Origin of the sequence: Phenylobacterium sp. (assembly GCF_037189685.1) — a bacterium.
Taxonomy (GTDB): domain Bacteria; phylum Pseudomonadota; class Alphaproteobacteria; order Caulobacterales; family Caulobacteraceae; genus Phenylobacterium.
The window spans coordinates 35,566-52,304 of sequence record NZ_JBBCIT010000026.1 but is presented as its reverse complement, the minus strand read 5'-3'; the positions used below and the strand labels follow the sequence as shown (position 1 = coordinate 52,304).

General features: G+C 71.0%; 19 protein-coding genes. 8 read left to right on the top strand and 11 right to left on the bottom strand.

What is annotated here, in order from left to right; translation table 11 throughout:
• Nucleotides 1–59 precede the first annotated feature (59 nt).
• A complete protein-coding gene (locus WG212_RS14765) occupies nt 60–515 on the top strand; it encodes a hypothetical protein (RefSeq protein ID WP_337187873.1) in 456 nt (151 codons plus the stop codon).
• On the opposite strand, the gene WG212_RS14760 is transcribed toward WG212_RS14765, so the two are convergent.
• The 4 genes from WG212_RS14760 to WG212_RS14745 all read right to left on the bottom strand — a co-directional run bounded on the left by WG212_RS14760 (nt 479) and on the right by WG212_RS14745 (nt 3,633).
• Nucleotides 479–1,636 (bottom strand): MFS transporter, encoded by a 1,158-nt coding sequence (locus WG212_RS14760; RefSeq protein ID WP_337187872.1) that lies wholly within the window; start codon nt 1,634–1,636, stop codon nt 479–481. The genes WG212_RS14765 and WG212_RS14760 overlap by 37 nt on opposite strands.
• A 205-nt stretch (nt 1,637–1,841) precedes the next feature.
• A complete protein-coding gene (locus tag WG212_RS14755; protein WP_337187871.1) occupies nt 1,842–2,474 on the bottom strand; it encodes a DUF6134 family protein in 633 nt (210 codons plus the stop codon).
• 98 nt (nt 2,475–2,572) lie between these two features.
• Nucleotides 2,573–2,719 (bottom strand): hypothetical protein, encoded by a 147-nt coding sequence (locus tag WG212_RS14750; RefSeq protein WP_337187870.1) that lies wholly within the window; start codon nt 2,717–2,719, stop codon nt 2,573–2,575.
• Between the two features lie 35 nt (nt 2,720–2,754).
• Nucleotides 2,755–3,633, bottom strand: a complete 879-nt coding sequence (locus tag WG212_RS14745; RefSeq protein WP_337187869.1) for a transglutaminase family protein — start codon at nt 3,631–3,633, stop codon at nt 2,755–2,757.
• A gap of 84 nt (nt 3,634–3,717) precedes the next feature.
• Between WG212_RS14745 and WG212_RS14740 the strand changes: the two genes are divergently transcribed.
• On the top strand, nt 3,718–5,313 hold the full coding sequence (locus WG212_RS14740; protein WP_337187868.1) for an NAD(P)/FAD-dependent oxidoreductase: 1,596 nt from the start codon (nt 3,718–3,720) through the stop codon (nt 5,311–5,313).
• A 10-nt stretch (nt 5,314–5,323) separates the two neighbouring features.
• Here WG212_RS14740 and WG212_RS14735 read toward each other — a convergent pair whose 3' ends face one another.
• Complete coding sequence (locus WG212_RS14735; RefSeq protein ID WP_337187867.1) at nt 5,324–5,866, bottom strand: hypothetical protein; 543 nt, start codon at nt 5,864–5,866, stop codon at nt 5,324–5,326.
• A 67-nt stretch (nt 5,867–5,933) separates the two neighbouring features.
• Between WG212_RS14735 and WG212_RS14730 the strand changes: the two genes are divergently transcribed.
• Together WG212_RS14730 and WG212_RS14725 are read left to right on the top strand one after the other, a co-directional pair.
• Nucleotides 5,934–7,160: a putative DNA modification/repair radical SAM protein gene (locus WG212_RS14730; RefSeq protein ID WP_337187866.1), complete on the top strand. Its 1,227-nt coding sequence runs from the start codon at nt 5,934–5,936 to the stop codon at nt 7,158–7,160.
• Nucleotides 7,157–8,608, top strand: a complete 1,452-nt coding sequence (locus WG212_RS14725) for a UdgX family uracil-DNA binding protein (protein ID WP_337187865.1) — start codon at nt 7,157–7,159, stop codon at nt 8,606–8,608. Before WG212_RS14730 ends, WG212_RS14725 begins: the two co-directional genes overlap by 4 nt.
• Here the strand turns inward: WG212_RS14725 and WG212_RS14720 are convergent.
• The 3 genes from WG212_RS14720 to WG212_RS14710 all read right to left on the bottom strand — a co-directional run bounded on the left by WG212_RS14720 (nt 8,597) and on the right by WG212_RS14710 (nt 11,664).
• Nucleotides 8,597–9,763 carry an MFS transporter gene (locus tag WG212_RS14720; RefSeq protein WP_337187864.1) on the bottom strand — a complete coding sequence of 389 codons (1,167 nt, stop codon included), beginning with the start codon at nt 9,761–9,763 and terminating at the stop codon, nt 8,597–8,599. The two genes, WG212_RS14725 and WG212_RS14720, sit on opposite strands and share 12 nt — an antisense overlap.
• Nucleotides 9,764–10,423 (bottom strand): TetR/AcrR family transcriptional regulator, encoded by a 660-nt coding sequence (locus tag WG212_RS14715; RefSeq protein WP_337187863.1) that lies wholly within the window; start codon nt 10,421–10,423, stop codon nt 9,764–9,766.
• Between the two features lie 65 nt (nt 10,424–10,488).
• On the bottom strand, nt 10,489–11,664 hold the full coding sequence (locus tag WG212_RS14710) for a VWA domain-containing protein (RefSeq protein ID WP_337187862.1): 1,176 nt from the start codon (nt 11,662–11,664) through the stop codon (nt 10,489–10,491).
• 279 nt (nt 11,665–11,943) lie between these two features.
• Between WG212_RS14710 and WG212_RS14705 the strand changes: the two genes are divergently transcribed.
• Nucleotides 11,944–12,174: a hypothetical protein gene (locus WG212_RS14705; RefSeq protein ID WP_337187861.1), complete on the top strand. Its 231-nt coding sequence runs from the start codon at nt 11,944–11,946 to the stop codon at nt 12,172–12,174.
• Nucleotides 12,171–12,599, top strand: a complete 429-nt coding sequence (locus tag WG212_RS14700; protein ID WP_337187860.1) for a hypothetical protein — start codon at nt 12,171–12,173, stop codon at nt 12,597–12,599. The genes WG212_RS14705 and WG212_RS14700 overlap by 4 nt, the downstream gene beginning before the upstream one ends.
• A gap of 11 nt (nt 12,600–12,610) precedes the next feature.
• On the opposite strand, the gene WG212_RS14695 is transcribed toward WG212_RS14700, so the two are convergent.
• Nucleotides 12,611–13,603 (bottom strand): aldo/keto reductase, encoded by a 993-nt coding sequence (locus WG212_RS14695; protein ID WP_337187859.1) that lies wholly within the window; start codon nt 13,601–13,603, stop codon nt 12,611–12,613.
• 94 nt (nt 13,604–13,697) lie between these two features.
• Here WG212_RS14695 and WG212_RS14690 point away from each other — a divergent pair, with 94 nt between their 5' ends.
• A complete protein-coding gene (locus WG212_RS14690; RefSeq protein ID WP_337187858.1) occupies nt 13,698–14,591 on the top strand; it encodes a LysR family transcriptional regulator in 894 nt (297 codons plus the stop codon).
• Between the two features lie 6 nt (nt 14,592–14,597).
• Here the strand turns inward: WG212_RS14690 and WG212_RS14685 are convergent, their stop codons facing one another.
• Both WG212_RS14685 and WG212_RS14680 read right to left on the bottom strand, forming a co-directional pair.
• Nucleotides 14,598–15,083 carry a recombinase family protein gene (locus WG212_RS14685; RefSeq protein ID WP_337187857.1) on the bottom strand — a complete coding sequence of 162 codons (486 nt, stop codon included), beginning with the start codon at nt 15,081–15,083 and terminating at the stop codon, nt 14,598–14,600.
• Nucleotides 15,084–15,199: 116 nt separating this feature from the next.
• Complete coding sequence (locus tag WG212_RS14680; RefSeq protein ID WP_337187856.1) at nt 15,200–15,817, bottom strand: GNAT family N-acetyltransferase; 618 nt, start codon at nt 15,815–15,817, stop codon at nt 15,200–15,202.
• Between WG212_RS14680 and WG212_RS14675 the strand changes: the two genes are divergently transcribed.
• Nucleotides 15,816–16,739, top strand: a complete 924-nt coding sequence (locus WG212_RS14675; RefSeq protein WP_337187855.1) for a histone deacetylase family protein — start codon at nt 15,816–15,818, stop codon at nt 16,737–16,739. The two genes, WG212_RS14680 and WG212_RS14675, sit on opposite strands and share 2 nt — an antisense overlap.

The window sequence follows — 16,739 nt, the reverse complement described above, 5'->3', positions numbered from 1 at the left end:
GTGCTTGACCGGCCCCGCGGCGCCTGCCCAAAGTCGTGCTGCGTCGGAGGAATGTGTCGATGAGATCTGTGGTTCTTGGCGCCGTCGCGGCGATCCTGGTCGCCGGCGGCGCCCATGCGGCGGATTTCGTTGTGGTGTCCTCGACCGAGCCGGGCGTGGCGCGCGGCCAGGAGTTCGCGGCCGGGACCCCGATCCAGATCGCGCCCGGCAAGTCGGTGGTCCTCATCGACACTGCGGGACAGGTGGTCCGGCTGAACGGCGCCGCGGGGCCCGTGGTCGTGCCGCGCCGGCAGTACGCCAGCGTCAACGAGGATCGGGTGGCGGTGCTGAAGATGCTGGTCGGCCCGCCGCGCGTGCGCCGCGCCGCGCCGGGGCTGGGCAAGGTCTGCCCCGACGCCGACATGACCGCCTTCGACGGGATCGTCACCGTAGCCCAGGTGGACGGTTGCCTCACGACGGCCCGGACCGCTTTCGAGGCCTATGTGGACAAGGCGCTCGTTTCGACACGGCCGTAGCGGCGCCACAGTATGGCGAACGCCGCCGCGGCGCCGGCCAGCCCCAGCAGCACCGGCGCGGCGTAGGTGAAGCCGCCCCAGATCATCGCCGAGCCGATCAGGCACGCCGCGCCGCAGCCGATGTCCCAGCCGGCCTCTGTGGCCACGTTGAACCGCAGCGGGCAGGCCGAGGCCTTGGCCAGGTTGTAGATCGGCGCGCCCAGGGCCGGCATCCAGACGGCGGTGACCAGGGCCCCCACCGCATTCGCCGTCACCGCCAGGCCGGGCGAGCCGATGCTGAGGGCGCGGAACATCAGCACGCCGGCGGCGACGAGGAAGGCGACCACGACGGCCGAGCGGCCGGCGCCGGCGTCGATCCGCTTGCCGATCCAGAGGCTGAAGGCCGCCCCCACGAACGCCGCCAGCGCCATCGCGCCGCCATAGGCGGTGAAGCTCTCGTCCAGGGCCGTGAAGAGGGCGATCTGCCACACGAAGAAGTAGCCGCCCGCGAAGACGCCGTCGCAGGCCATCAGCGCCGCGCCGGTCATGACGCCTTTCAGCGGCTCGCGGCTGGGCGGCGCCAGCGGAACCTCGGGCGCGCCCACGAGGGGGAGCACGGCCAGGATCTGGATGGCTCCGGCGGCCAGGAAGGCCAGCCAGGGGCCGCCGGCCGCCAGCAGGCCCGCGCCCAGCAGCGGCGCGATCACGCCCACGATCGAGGTCAGGGCGGTCCGCAGGGCCACCTGGCTGCCACGGTGTTCGTCGTCGCCGATGGCGGCGAAGTACGCATGATAGCAGGTCCAGTAGAGCACGCTGCCGATCGGCCCGATGAGCACGAAGGCCAGGAAGTAGCCGTCCACGCCATCCACCAGCGGCAGCAGGGGAAAGACGGCCGCCTCGCCCACCGTGCCCAGGATCAGCGTGCGCCGAAGACCGATGCGCCGGGCCAGGGGCAGCACCAGCGGCCGCAGGACGAAGCGGCCCGCCGTCAGGGCCGCCATGGCGCAGAGGACCAGCGGCGCGGGCACGCCCGCCCGCAGCAGGAAGACCAGGACGAAGACGCCGCCCGCGCCCTCGGACAGGGCCTGGATGACCGTGTGGAGGTTGACGCGGTTCACCGCGCCGTTGCCGAAGAAGCTCATGGAAGGATGCCCGGGAGAGGAATGCGCGCGAAGGCTCACACCCGCGTCTTGCGGGGGACCTTGGATTCAGCGGGGGCTCTTAACCCCTGAAGCGTTCGAAGCCGGGACACATGGGGGATTGATGCCGCATGGCCGCGGTTCACGCAACCATGCCGGAAAGCTGACGTTCGGTTCGACGGACGGCGCCTGGGCGATGCGCCCGGGATCAGATCCGCTTGTATTCGAGGGTGGAGCCGTCCTCGAGCTTGCCCTTGAGCGCCAGCCAGTTCCCCTGGGCGTCGTAGAAGTCGTCGATCTCGGCCTCGCCGCGGATCTGCCAGTGGCCGGGCTTGACCTGGGTGCAGCGCACCTTCAGCAGCGCGCCCTCCTGCTGGTTGAACAGCGGCCGGCGGAAGCTGGCCTGGTTCCAGTGGCTGAGCGGCATGGCGTCGGCCGGGCCGCGGGTGGCGCCCTTGGGGCCGGCGAGCTGGACGAAACCGTCCATGGCGCGGCCCGAGGCCTTGTAGACCTTGCCGTTGCCATTGGTGGTGGTCTCGATGCTGGCCCACCGGCCGTCGACCCAGCGTTCCACGGCCGAGTGCTTGTAGCGATAGACCGGGACCGGCCCCACCTTCACCGTCATGTCGACCTGGGTGTTGACGACGCGGTTCGCTTCATCGCCCGAGAAGGTCATGGCGTGCTCGCCCACCTTGGTCCCGTTGCGGAAGACCGAGAACGCCAGCCGCGGCGGCAGGGCGGCCAGAGCCGCGCCAGGGCTGAGCGCCAGGCCCGCCCCCGCGAGGATCAGGCCGCGGCGGGCGATCAGCAGGCGGTCGGTCATGGCTTGGCCGTCGGTCATGGCTACCCTCTGGGCGCGCGCCTGCGGCGCGGGTGTCGCGAGTTTCTAGCGCGAACCGATACGCATTCCAGCGCCCTTTGGATCCGTCAGCGCCCCTTTCAATGCCCTGGGCGCGGCTTGTAGCTGCGCGGCTCGGGCGCCGGAATCGGCCGGGAAGCCGGCTTCTGGCCATGCTGCGGCGTGGCGCAGGATTTCGGGAAGACCCAGCCGTGGCTGGGATTCTGCTGCTGGAGGCCTCGGGTCATCGCCCCGTTCTCCTTCTTGCGATGCGATTTCTGACTCACGCGGCGGCCGGAAGCGAATCGGCCGCGCGCACATCCACGTGAACGGTCAGCCGGGTGTCGCCCGGGTCGCCGTATATGGCTCCACTGACGGGCGCGGCGTCCTGGGGCGTGCGTGCGGCCGCTACGGGGATCAGGTCGGGACTCTCGGCCAGGGCGTTGGTGGGGTCGAACTCGGTCCAGCCCAGGTCGGGGAGGAAGGCCTCGCACCAGGCGTGGGTGGCCCCTGCGCCCCGCACCTGCTCACGGTCGGGACAGTAGATGTAGCCGGTGACGAAGCGGGCGGCATATCCCAGCCGCCGCAGGGCCTCGACCATCAGCCAGGCGAAATCGCGGCAGGTCCCCGACCGCAACCGCACCGTCTGGGCGGGCTCCTGCGCCGCGCCCAGGTCGCGGGGCTGGTATTCGAAGCCGCTGTGGATGGCGCGGTTCAGCCGCAGCAGGAAGTCCAGCGCCGGCTCGTGCGGGCTTCCCATCTGCTCGCGCACCCAGCGCAGGAGATCCTCTTCGGCGTCCTCCGTGACCGGATCGACGAACGGGGACAGGACCGCCCGGTCTGCGGGGGCGTAGACGATCGGCGTGGCCGTGCGGGGATCCTCGACGCGCGGGTCCGAGAGCTGGGCCGGAAAGCGTTCGATCACCAGTTCGCTCACGATGGAGAGGCTGTCGCGCTCGCCGAGGGGCGTGAAGCTGCACACCGAATTGCCCAGGGCGTCGTACAGCCAGCGCACTTCGCCCGGCGGTGAAAGGGTCAGGACGGCGTCCACGACCCGGATCGCATGGCTGTCCCGCGGCCGCACCAGGAGCCGGTGCGGTGCGAAGGCGACCGGCCGTTGGTAGTCGTATCGGGTCTCGTGGCGGATGGAGAGGCGGGCCATGCCGTTGGGAATGGCCGGGAACCGGCGAGGTTCCGCCGGGCGCCGGCGTTGCGGCGCGATGCCGGGCGTGCCATCGGGCGGGGCATGTCGTGGGACGTGATCCTCATCGGCGGCGGCCACAACGGCCTGACCTGCGCGGCCTACCTCGCGGCGGCGGGGCTGAAGGTGACGGTGCTGGAGCGCCGCGCCGTCGTGGGCGGGGCCGCGGTGACCGAGGAATTCCATCCCGGCTTCCGCAACTCGACCGCCAGCTACACGGTCTCGCTGCTCAATCCCAAGGTGATCAGGGACCTCGACCTGGCGCGGCGCGGCCTGAAGATGGTCGAGCGGCGGATGGCCAACTTCCTGCCGCTGGACGGCGACGGCTTCTGCGTGGGCGAGGGGCTCACGCAGGCGGAGACGGCGCGCTTTTCGGCGCGGGACGCCGAACGGCTACCGGCCTATTGGTCGCGGCTGGAGGCGGTGGCCGATCTCCTGCGCGAGCTGGTGCTGGTGACGCCGCCGAACCTCGTCGAGGGCGGCTGGGCGCAGGCGGTTCCCGAACTGGTCCGGAGCGCGGCGGTGGGCCGCCGGCTGACCCGCCTCGACCTGACGGCGAAGCGCGACCTGCTGGCCCTGTTCGCCCAGTCGGCCGGCGACTGGCTGGACGGCTGGTTCGAAAGCGATCCGATCAAGGCGGCCTACGGCTTCGACGGCGTGGTGGGGAACTACGCCAGCCCCTACACGCCGGGGTCGGCCTATGTGCTGCTGCACCATGTCTTCGGCGAGGTGAACGGGAAGAAGGGCGCCTGGGGGCACGCCGTCGGCGGCATGGGCGCGATCACCCGGGCGATGGCCGCCTGCTGCCGTGAGCGTGGCGTGGAGATCCGCACCGGGACGGCCGTGGCCGAGGTGCGGACCGCGCAAGGCCGCGCCACGGGCGTCGTGACCGAAGCCGGAGAGGTTCTGGCCGCGCGGGCGGTGGTCTCGAACCTCCACCCGAAGCTCCTCTTCCGGAGCCTGGTGGACCCGGGGGCGCAGCCCGCCGACTTCGCCGAGCGCATCGGCCGCTATCGGTCGGGATCGGGGACGTTCCGGATGAACGTGGCGTTGTCCGCGCTGCCGCGCTTCACCGTCCGGCCCGAGCCGGGCGACCACCACACCGCGGGGATCATCGTCGCGCCCAGCCTCGCCTATATGGAGCGCGCCTACGACGACGCCCGCGCGCACGGCTGGTCGAAGGCCCCGATCGTGGAGATGCTGATCCCCTCGACGCTGGACGACACCCTGGCGCCGCCGGGCGCCCATGTGGCCAGCCTGTTCTGCCAGCACGTGGCGCCGGAACTGCCCGGCGGCCGGCCCTGGGACGACTGTCGCGAGGAGGTCGCCGACCTGATGATCGCGACGGTGGACGCCCATGCGCCCGGCTTCGCGCAATCGGTGCTGGGTCGCCAGATCCTGTCGCCGCTGGACCTGGAGCGAACCTTCGGGCTGGTGGGCGGCGACATCATGCACGGCCGACTGAGCCTGGATCAGCTCTTCTCGGCCCGGCCGGTGCTGGGCGCGGGCGACTACCGGACGCCCGTTCGGGGGCTCTACCAGTGCGGCGCGGGTACGCATCCGGGGGGTGGCGTAACGGGCGCGCCGGGCCACAACGCCGCGGCCGAGATCCTGAAGGACTTCCGCCGCCGCCGGCTCTGACGGGAGGTGTTCAGGGCGCCTCGCCGGACAGCGGGCGGGCCAGGTCGAAGCTGATGCGGAACAGGCGGCCCGGGCGCGACAGCTCATAGACCATCTCCTGGCCCGGCCGGATCTCCAGCGCCCAGACGTTCGGGACCGAGACGGCCGCGTTCTCGCGCAGGAACAGGGCCTTGGAGAAGGCGTCGGCGGGGAAGGCCTGGCGTTCGGCGCTGCCCGGTCCGGTCGTGTCGCCGCCGTACTGGGTGAGGACATCCTCGGTCCCGTCGGCGTGGCGGTGGTCGTGCTTCAGCCGCAGGCCGTCGGGCGTCCGGGTGACGATCCAGGTGCGCGAGCGGTCGGCGCCGGCCGCCAGCGGCATCCGCACCTCGTCGGCGCGGCAGTCGCGCACCTCCACCACCAGCCGCTGCTGGAACGCAGCGTCGCCGGCCGTGGGCGGCGTGGCCAGTCGTCCCTCGAAGCTCTGGCCGCACAGGGCGCTGAGGCGGGCGAAGAAGGCGTCGTGCGCCGGGACGGGCGTGGCGGCAAGCGCGCCGGCCAGGAAGACCGAGATCATGACGGCAGCCTAGCGCGGGCGTGTGGCTGCGCTTGCATGAACAAATAGCGAACATTATCCTTTGCGCATGACCGCCCCCACGCTCAGGCAGAAGCTGGCCATCCTCTCGGACGCCGCGAAGTACGACGCCTCGTGCGCGTCGTCGGGCTCGGTGAAGCGCGACTCGCGGGGGGGACGCGGCGTGGGGTCGACCGACGGCGGCATGGGGATCTGTCACGCCTATGCGCCGGACGGGCGGTGCATCAGCCTGCTGAAGATCCTGCTGACGAACTTCTGCGTCTACGACTGCGCCTACTGTGTGAACCGGGTCAGCTCGAATACGCCGCGGGCGCGGTTCACGGTGGACGAGGTGGTGGACCTCACCCTCGGATTCTACAAGCGCAACTACATCGAGGGCCTGTTCCTGTCGTCGGGGATCATCCGCAGCCCCGACTATACGATGGAGGAGATCGTCCGGGTGGCGCGGACGCTGCGCGAGGTCCACGACTTCCGCGGCTACATCCACCTCAAGGTGATCCCCGAGGCGTCGCCGGCGCTGGTGAGCGAGGCGGGGCTGTACGCGGACCGGGTGTCGATCAACATCGAGCTGCCGCGCGACGACAGCCTGGAAAGCCTGGCGCCCGAGAAGGACGCGCCGGGCATCCGCAGGGCCATGGGCGCGGTGCGGATCGCCGAGGCCGCCGCGCGCGAGCCGGCGCGCAAGGCGCGGCCGCCGCGCTTCGCGCCGGCGGGCCAGTCCACCCAGATGATCGTGGGCGCCGACGGGGCGAGCGACGGCGAGATCCTGAAGCGCAGCGAGACGCTGTATGGGGCCTACCGGTTGCGGCGGGTCTACTACTCGGCCTTCTCGCCCATCCCGGAAGCCGCCGCGCGGCTGCCCCTGAAGCCGCCGCCGCTGGTGCGCGAACATCGCCTCTACCAGGCCGACTGGCTGATGCGGATCTACGGGTTCGGCCGCGCCGAGATCCTGGACGAGGGCGCGAACCTCGACCTGGCCGTCGATCCGAAGCTGGCCTGGGCGCTGCGTCGGCGCGAGGACTTCCCCGTCGACGTGAACAGGGCCGACCGGGAGATGCTGCTGCGCGTGCCGGGCCTGGGCGTGCGCGGCGTGGACCGCATCCTGGCGGCCCGCCGGCTCAAGCGCCTGGAATTGTCCGACCTGAAGCGCATCTCGCGCAGCCTGGAGACGCTCAAGCCGTTCGTCGTGGCCGCCGATTGGTCGCCGGGGGGGCTGACCGACAGCGCCGGACTCCGCACCCGGCTAGAGCCGTTCCAGCCGGACCTGTTCGCATGAGGGTGGCGCGGCTGGCGCACGAGACCGACTTCGGCGGCTGGCGCGAGGCGGCCCGCCGGCTGCGGGCCGAGGGCGTGGCGCCCGACGGCGTGCTCTGGATCGTGGACGGCGGGGGGAGCCTGTTCGCGGCCGATGCCGAGCCGGAGGCAGCGACCGCGGCGGGTTGCGTCGAGAGTCGGGAAAGCGTCGGCTTCACCGTCTCCCGCGACTTCCTGGGCGTGGCGGAGCGCGCCGTCCTGCATCGGTCGGAGGAACGGTTCGGCCTGCTGTATCGGCTGCTCTGGCGCCTGCGGCGCGAGCCGCGGCTGATGCGCGACGCGTCCGACCCCGACGTCTGGCGGGCGCAGGCGCTGGCGCGCGACGTCAACCGGGCCGCCCACAAGATGAAGGCGTTCGTCCGCTTCCGCTCGGCCCGGGATGCGGCGGGCGAGGCTTTCGTGGCGTGGTTCGAGCCGGCCCATCGGGTGGTCGAGGCCACGGCGCCCTTCTTCGCCCGCCGGTTCGCCAACATGCGCTTCTCGATCCTGACGCCCGACGTCTGCGTCCATTGGGACCTGCGGAGCCTCAGCTTCACGCCGGGCGCCGACCCCGCGGACGCGCCCCGGGCCGACGCGCTGGAGGACTACTGGCGCACCTACTACGCCTCGATCTTCAACCCGGCCCGCCTGAAGGTGGACGCGATGACGAAGGAGATGCCCAAGCGCTACTGGCGGAACCTGCCCGAGGCGGCGCTCATTCCGGACCTCATCGCCAACGCCCAGGACCAGACCCGCCAGATGGTCGCCGCGCCCGCCTCGAAACCCGCCCGCCGGATCGCCGGGGTTCCGCGCGCCGGGGCGGCGGCGCCGTCCGACGATCCGCCGCGGAGCCTGGAGGCCGTGGCGGCGGGGGTGTCGGGCTGCCGCCGCTGCGAGCTATGGCGCGACGCGACGCAGGGGGTGGCGGGCGAGGGGGCCGGGGCGGCCCGGATCATGTTCGTCGGCGAGCAGCCCGGCGACCAGGAGGACCTTGCCGGCCGGCCGTTCGTGGGACCCGCGGGCCAGCTCTTCGACCGTGCGCTGGCGCAGGCCGGAGTCCCGCGCGACGCGGCGTGGATCACCAACGCCGTCAAGCATTTCCGGCACGAGCTCCAGGGCAAGCGCCGCATCCACAAGACGCCCTCGGCCGGCCAGGTCTCGGCCTGCCGCTGGTGGCTGGACGCCGAGCGCGCGCTGATGCGGCCGAAGGTGATCGTGGCCCTGGGCGCGACGGCGGCGCTGGGCGTGATGGGCAAGGCGATACCCGTGGGCAGGCTCCGGGGCGCGCCGATCGTCCTGGCCGATGGCGCACAGGGAGTCGTCACCTGGCATCCTTCGTACATGCTGCGCCTGCGGGACGCCGCGGCGAAGGCGGCGGCGTTCGAGGGGTTCGTCGCGGACCTGAAGATGGCTTGGTCCCTAGCCGCCTGAGGCGGGACGCCGGCGCAGGCCGGCGGCGAAGAATCCCAGGCCGATCAGGGCGGCCGCCACGCCGGAGGCGAGGAAGGCGGCGCGGTACGAGGCCGCTTCGGCGACGAGGCCGAACGCCAGCATCAGGATCACCGTGCCGCCCTGCATCACGAAGCCCTTCACCGAGGCCACCGTGGCGCGGGTCTCGGGCCGGAGGCGGTGGTGGAAGCGGGCGTCGGCGTTCACGTCCACCAGCCAGAACAGGGCGACGTAGATCACCGGCAGCACGACGGACCACGGACGCCAGGTCAGGGCCGCGAGGGTGACGCAGCCTCCGGCCACCGCGATCATCAGGCTGAGAGCCAGGACCGGCAGGCCGCGCAGGCGGTGCGCCAGGGCCGCCGCCAGGACGCCCGAAGCGGCGAGCGCGGCGACGAAGAGGGCGATGGCGGGCTTGGGCAGGCCGACCTGCTGGCCGAAGATCTGCCAGTAGTCGGCCAGGGCCGAAACCACCGCCTGGGTGGCGGCGATGAAAGCCAGCAGGGCTGGGATTCCCGGCAGGCTGGCCGCCTCGCGCAGGCCGCGCCCAAGGTGGCGCAGGGTGTTCCAGCCGCCGCTGACCGCCGCCCGAGGCGCCTTGGGCAACAGCAGCGCCGACGCGCCGGCCGCGACGCCCGCCAGGATGCTGCCGCCGATCAGGGCGGGGTAGCCCAGGGACGCCAGCGGAGCGGCGAGGAGGGCGGCGGTCAGGAGGCCGGCGAAGCGGGCCGACTGGGCCCGGCCCAGAACCCGGACGTACTCGGTCTCACGCCCCAGCGCCTTGAGCTCATCGAACAGGGCCGCCTCGAACGCACCCGAGAGCGTCGCGCTCTTGAGGCCCCAGAGCATCAGCCCGACCAGGAAACCCCAGAATCCGGGGAAAGCCAGCCAGACGACGAAGCCCAGGCAGCGGACGAACTGCGCGACGGCCATGAGCCAGCGGCGCGACACGCGGTCGGCCAGCACCCCGCAGGGCACCTCCAGCACGAGGCAGACCGCCGACCACGAAGCCAGGATCACGCCGATCTGGCCGGGCGTCAGGCCGTTCTCGGCGAACATGACCGTGTAGAACGGCGCGATGAGGACGAAGCTGTCGAGGAACCGGAGCGCGCAGGCGCCGAGGAGGAGCCGGTTCACCTAGGCCATGAAGCCCGCCTCGGCGAAATCCAGCATCCGGGCCAGCAGCGCCTCGGTGTCGCCTTCGCGTGTCAGGCCGCCCGAGAGGTGGTGTAGCCGGTCGAACTCGGCGAAGCGGTTATTGTGGACCATGCCGAGCACGAAGTGCAGGCGCCAGTAGACGTCTTCCTTCGGCAGGTCGGGCCGCGCCGACATCAGGGCGCCGGCGAACCGCTCCAGGTGGCTGACGTCGTTGCGCAGGACCTCGCGCATCTCGGCCGTGCCCTCGGATCGGGCGCGGATGATGAACTGCGCCGAGACCCGCCGGTCGTGGTCGGGTGTTCCCCAGCGCAGGGGCGGGCCGAAATAGGCCTCCAGGATGTCGCGCACGGGGGGCCGGCCGGCGTGACGGGCGTTGGCCTCGTGCAGCATGCGGGCGCGTTCGCGGTTCAGTTCCGACGTGCGCCGGCGGAAGATCTCGAAGAGCAGGGCGTCCTTCGAGCCGAAATGGTAGTTCACGCTGGCCAGGTTGACCCCGGCCTCGGCGGTGATGTCGCGCACCGACACGTTCTGGAAGCCGTGGAGGGCGAACAGCCGCTCGGCCGCGTTGAATACGGCCGCCTTGGTCGCGGCCTGAGCCTCGTCGCTGTCCTGCGGGTCCTGAAGGAGGGGATCGGTCATGCGAATCCCTTGTGAGCCGAACTCAGCCTAAGCCGATCGCGACGTTTCCGCGACAGGCGCGTGGATCAGCGGGACAACTCCTTCATCGCCTTCTCCAGCCCGTCGATGGTCAACGGGAACATCCGGTCGCCGACGAGTTGCTTCATGACGCCGATCGAAGGCGTGTAGTCCCAATGCCGCTCGGCGGTGGGGTTCAGCCACACCATGCGCTCGTAGATCTGGGACACGCGGTCCATCCAGATGGCGCCGGCCTCCTCGTTCCAGTGCTCCACCGAGCCGCCCGGATAGGTGATCTCGTACGGGCTCATGGTGGCGTCGCCGACAAAGATGACCTTGTAGTCGTGCGGGAACTTGTGGAGCACGTCCCAGGTGTTGATCTTCTCGGCGTGCCGCCGCCGGTTGTCCTTCCACACGCTCTCATAGAGGCAGTTGTGGAAGTAGTAGAACTCCATGTTCTTGAACTCGGAGCGCGCCGCGCTGAACAGCTCCTCGCAGACCTTGATGTGGCTGTCCATCGAGCCGCCGATGTCGAAGAAGATCAACACGCTGATCTTGTTCCGCCGCTCGGGGCGCAGGTTGATGTCGAGATAGCCCTTCTCGGCCGTGCCCTTGATGGTCGCGCCCATGTCGAGCTCTTCGGCCGAGCCCTCGCGCACCCACTTGCGCAGGCGACGCAGGGCGACCTTGATGTTGCGCGTGCCCAGTTCGACCTGATCGTCCAGGTTCTTGTACTCGCGCTTGTCCCAGACCTTCACGGCGCGTCCGTGGCGGCCCTTTTCCTGCCCGATCCGCACGCCCTCGGGATGATAGCCGCCGGCGCCGAAGGGGGAGGTCCCGTTGGTGCCGATGGCGCGGTTGCCGCCCTCGTGGCGCTCCTTCTGCTCCCGCATGCGCTCCTGCAGCGCGTCCATGAGCTTGTCGAAGCCGCCCATGGCCTCGATCTGGGCCTTCTCCTCGTCGGTGAGGAACCGGTCGGACAGGCGCTTGAGCCACTCAGCCGGGATGTCGTGGGCGATCTCGTCGCTCACATTCTCCAGGCCCTTGAAGACATGGCCGAAGACGCGGTCGAACTTGTCGAGGTTCTTCTCGTCCTTCACCAGGGCGGTGCGGGAAAGATAGTAGAAGTCGTCGACCGTGCGGTCGATGACCTGCTTGTCCATCGCCTCCATGAGGGCGAGGTACTCCTTGAGCGTCACGGGCAACTTGGCTTCGCGAAGCTCGGTGAAGAAACGCATGAACATCGGGGAAGGCCCCTCGGGGGTCGAACGATCGTTTGAACGCGAGGATGGGGGTTGCGATCCCCGATGTCCAGTGCGGCGGACAGCGGGGGCGGCAGATGGCGGCGACGGCTATGGAGGGCGCGGACTCCTGCGACGGGCGATCGGCCGTCTGAATGTTCCCTGCTTGTTCTTGAACTTCGGCCTTCTTTCTGCAATGGTCGAGATTGCGGCGCAGAGGTGTCACGATCCCAGGTGGGTTCTGGAGAGCGCCTTCAGAAAATCCGCGAAGAGGGCGTCTCGATGCGTGATCTCTACCGCAACCGAAATGGCGCCGCCGGCCATTTTCATGGCGGCGCGATACCGGCGCGCCATGGCGGGGGAAGCTCGAGCGCCAAGGATCTGGGCTGGACGAGGTACGGCCCGCTCGATCAGATCAACTACGGGACCTCGTCCTATACCAAGGCCATTCTCGGCCCGACCCTCGTCGGCGGGACGTTCAGTGATTGGGTAGGCGGGGAGGATCGCCGATGATCGTCAGGCACATCGTCCGCTTCCGATCGACCCTCCCCAAGGACATCATCGAAACCGAGGACGGCTCGGGGTTCGTGCAGCCGCCGGGAAAGAGCGTGGCGGATGCTTTGGAGGAGATCTTCCGGACCTTGGGCTTCGATGTCGACGGTCCCGACCCCGAGAGCGACTTCGTGTGGGAGATGGGGGTCAGCAAGGGGAGCCGGAACTTCGGCGCCTGGCTGAACCTGGTCGACGACTATTACCTCACGTTCAAGAACCCGTCGTCGATCGACAGGCTGCTCGGCCGCATACCGGAAGCCTATGTCGACCTCCTGCGGGGATGCTCGCGGGAACTCGGCGCGGATCCCCGCTTCTCCGACGTCCGGTGGTTCACGCATCGCGAACTGGACGGCGACGCGCCGGGCGAGGCGGAGCCCGTGGCCTAAGCCTGCGCCCGCTACCTTCGCTCGCTGTCCAGCATCCCCATCTGGGCGGCGGGATAGCGTTCGCCCGCCGCGGCGCCCTTAGGGACGGCTGTCTCGAGTGCGCGGACCGTGGCGGGCTCGAGCGGGGCCTCCATCGCCCCCAGCGCCTCCGCCAGGCGTTCGCGCCGCCGCGCGCCGACCAGCGGGACGATGTCGTCGCCCTGGGCCGCGACCCAGGCGATGGCGGCCTGGGCCGGCGTCAGGCCGGCGGCCTCGGCCGCCGCGCGCAGCGCCTCGGCCAGTTCCAGGTTCCGCTTCAGGTTCTCGCCCTGGAAGCGCGGGCTCGCGGCGCGGAAGTCGCGGCCCGCGCCCAGCGCCGGCGCGTGACCGCTGATCAGGCCGCGCGAGAGGACGCCATAGGCGGTGATCGCGACGCCCAGCTCGCGGACGGTGGGCAGAATGGCGTCCTCGATCCCCCGCGAGAGCAGGGAATACTCGATCTGGAGGTCGCAGATCGGATGGACCGCGGCGGCCCGGCGGATGGTCTCGGGCCCGACTTCCGACAGGCCGACGTGGCGGACGTAGCCGGCCTGGACCATCTCGGCGATGGCGCCGATGGTGTCCTCGATGGGCACATTCGGGTCGAGGCGGGCCGGGCGATAGATGTCGATGTGGTCCACGCCCAGGCGACGGAGGGTATAGGCTAGCGCGGTCTTCACCGCCGAGGGGCGCGCGTCGTAGCCCAGCCAGCCGCCGTCGGGCCCGCGCTGGGCGCCGAACTTCACGCTGAGCACCAGCCGGTCGCGGTCGTGGCGTTTCAGGGCCTCGCCGATCAGCATCTCGTTGTGGCCCATGCCGTAGAAGTCGCCGGTGTCGATCAGCGTGATCCCGGCCTCGACCGCCGCGTCGAGGGTGGCCAGGCTCTCGGCCCGGTCGGCGTCGCCGTACATGTCGGACATGCCCATGGCGCCGAGGCCGAGGGCGGACACTTCGGGGCCGGTTCTTCCAAGTCTGCGGGTCTGCATGGCGGGTCTCCGTCGTTCGCAGCGCCAATCTAGGGCTGCACATTCCGCGCGATAATCGGCATTGTCCCGCACGGACTGTACGGAAAAAAGAACAATGGATCGGCCGGACCTCTACGCGCTCGACGGCTTCGCCGCCGTTGCCCGCCACCGCAACTTCCGCCGGGCCGCCATCGAGCGGGGCGTCTCGGCGTCGACGCTGAGCCATGCCGTCCGCGAGCTGGAAGCCCGCATGGGCGTGCGCCTGCTGAACCGCACCACGCGCAGCGTGGCCCTGACCGACGCCGGCGCGGCCCTGCTGGAGCGCCTGCAGCCGGCGCTGTTCGAGATCGGCGAGGCCGTCGCCGCGGCCCGCGCCGCTCAGGCCGAGCCGCAGGGCGCCCTGCGCATCAATGCGCCCGAGCCGGCCGTCGAGCTGGTGCTGGCGCCGATGGTCGCCGACTTCCTCGCCGCCTACCCGGCGGTCCGCCTGGAGGTCACCAGCGAGACCCGCTTCGTCGACATCGTGGCCGGCGGCTATGACGCGGGCGTCCGCTGGGGCGAAAGCCTGGCGCAGGACATGGTCGCCGTCTCGCTCGGCCCGCCGCAGCGGTTCGTGGTCGCCGCCGCGCCCTCGCTGATCGCCCGCGTCGGCGCGCCGCGGCATCCCCGCGACCTCATGGACCGGCCGTGCCTGCGGGTCCGCTTTCCCAGCGGCGCCGAGCCGGCCTGGGAGTTCGAGCGCGACGGCGAGGCGCTGCAGATCACGCCGCCGGCCCGGCTCGTCAGCGGCAATATCCACATGCTTCTGCGCGCCGCGATCGACGGCGCCGGATTCGCCCCCCTGTTCGACGGCTATGCCCGGCCCCACCTGGAGTCCGGCGCATTGGTGGAGGTGCTGGCCGACTGGTCGGAGACCTTTCCCGGCCCCTACCTCTACTATCCCAGCCGGCGGACCATGCCCTCGCCGCTGCGGGCCTTCGTGGATTTCGTGCAGGCGCGGCGGCGGTGAGGCGCGTCAGGCGCCCGCCGCCTCCACGGCCTTGAGCTTGCGCCAGACGGTCATGCGCGAGACGCCCAGGCGTCGCGCGATCTCGACGGGGCCGACGCCGGCGCGCTGGAGGGCGAAGATCTCGTGGGCGGCGGCCTGACGTCGCCGCCGCGTCGCTGGCTCCAGGTCGGCCACGGCCGCGACGACCGCTCTCAGGGCCTTTCCCGAAGCGCCGACGCTCGACAGTTCGGGCTCGACGACGAACAGGCTGGCGGCGCGGGCGTCGAGCCGTTCGATGGCTTCGAGCAGCCCCCGACCGGTCAGGCCCAGGCGATCCAGGCGGCGCACCACGAGCTGATCGCCCGCGCCGATGAAGTCGAGGATGGTGTCGAGCGTGCGCCCTTCGGCGCCCGGCTCCTCGGCGCGGACCACCTGGCAGCCCGCCGCCTTCAGAAGCGCCGTGTCTTCCTGGGCCGTCGGATCCCGAAGCCGAACGTAGCCGATCCGCAACATTCCCCCGTCCGTTCGAATACGTACGCCGAATGACGGGAGGGTCCCAAATGGCCCGGCCTTCGCCAAGACGTGCGCGCGTTAAATCTCGGCAATGATCGACCGTTCGTCGCGGCGATTCAGGCGGGATTGTGTCCATCGCGCCCCGGATGCGCCCCCGGCCGGGCAAAACTCTCCGCGGACCGCCTCAGGATGAACTCGAGGTCCACCGTCGCGCCCACATGGAAGCCGTACTCGCCGACCTTCCGGAAACCGTGGCGTTCATAGAATCGCCGGGCGCCGAAGTTCTCGGACCAGACCCCGATCCACACCGTCCGGGGGCCGGCTGACTGGAGCCATCCCATCGCCTCGGTGAAGAGGCGCCCGCCGAGGCCGCCCCCCTGGGCGCCCTTCAGGAAATAGATTCGCTTCAGCTCGCCGCAGGCGGGTGTCACCGCGGGGTGGGGCAGGCCGCAGGGACCGGCCTGGGCGTAGCCTATCGCCTGGCGATCCCGCTCCACGATCCAGGCGGCTCGGGCGGGATCGACGAGATCGAGCCGGGTGCGCTCCAGGTCGTAGGCTTCCGCCAGGAAGGCGGCCAGGTCGTCGGGCGGATAGAGATGGGCGAAGGTCTCGCGAAAGGTGCGCGCGCCGAGTTCGGCCAGGACGGCGGCGTCGGCCTCTCCCGCGCGGCGGATCACGGCGTCGCCCACGGCCGGACGTGCGGCGGGCGCCGGGTTTGGAGTAAGGTGGGCCATGGCCGTTGCGCTCTACACCCAAGCCGACATGTTCGACCACCGCCCGGGCGAGCGCCATCCCGAGCGACCCGAGCGGCTGGCCGCCGTGCTGGACAGCCTGGAGGATGCGGGCCTGGACCTTTCGCCGCACCAGGCGCCCCTGGTCGACGAGGCGGATCTCCTGCGCGTGCACGATGCCGCCTATCTGGCCGAGATCGCCCGATTGGCCCCTCGGGAGGGGCGGGCGCATCTGGACCCCGACACCAGCCTGTCGCCGGGTAGCCTGACCGCCGCGCGGCGCGCGGCGGGCGCGGTCGTCCAGGCGGTGCGCGACGTGGCCGCCGGGCGGGCCGGGCGCGCGTTCTGCGCCGTGCGGCCGCCGGGGCATCATGCCGAGCCGGGGGCCTCCATGGGCTTCTGCATCTATTCCAATGTGGCCGTCGCGGCCCATGTGGCCCGCGCCGAGGGGTTCGAGCGTGTGGCCGTGGTGGACTTCGACATCCACCACGGCAACGGCACCCAGTCCGCCCTGGGCGGGCGCGCGGGCCTGTTCTTCGCCTCGATCCAGTCGTGGCCCATGTGGCCCGGCACCGGGCATCCATCCGAGGCGGTTCCGGACAACATCGTCAACGCCGTCTCGCCCGAGGGCGCGCCGGTCGGGGTGTGGCGCGCGGCCTTCGAACGGCTCATGGACCGGGTGGACGCCTTCGCCCCCGACCTGATTCTGGTCTCGGCGGGCTTCGACGCCCATCGTCGCGACCCTGTGGGCGGGGGCGGGCAGAGCCTGGAGGCCGAAGATTTCGCCTGGGCGACCCGCGCCATAGCCTCGGTGGCCGACCGCCACGCCAAGGGCCGGGTTGTGTCGTCGCTCGAGGGCGGATACGACCTCGAGGCCCTGGGTCGTTCGGCCCTGGCCCACGTCCGGGCGCTGGGTGAAGGTTGA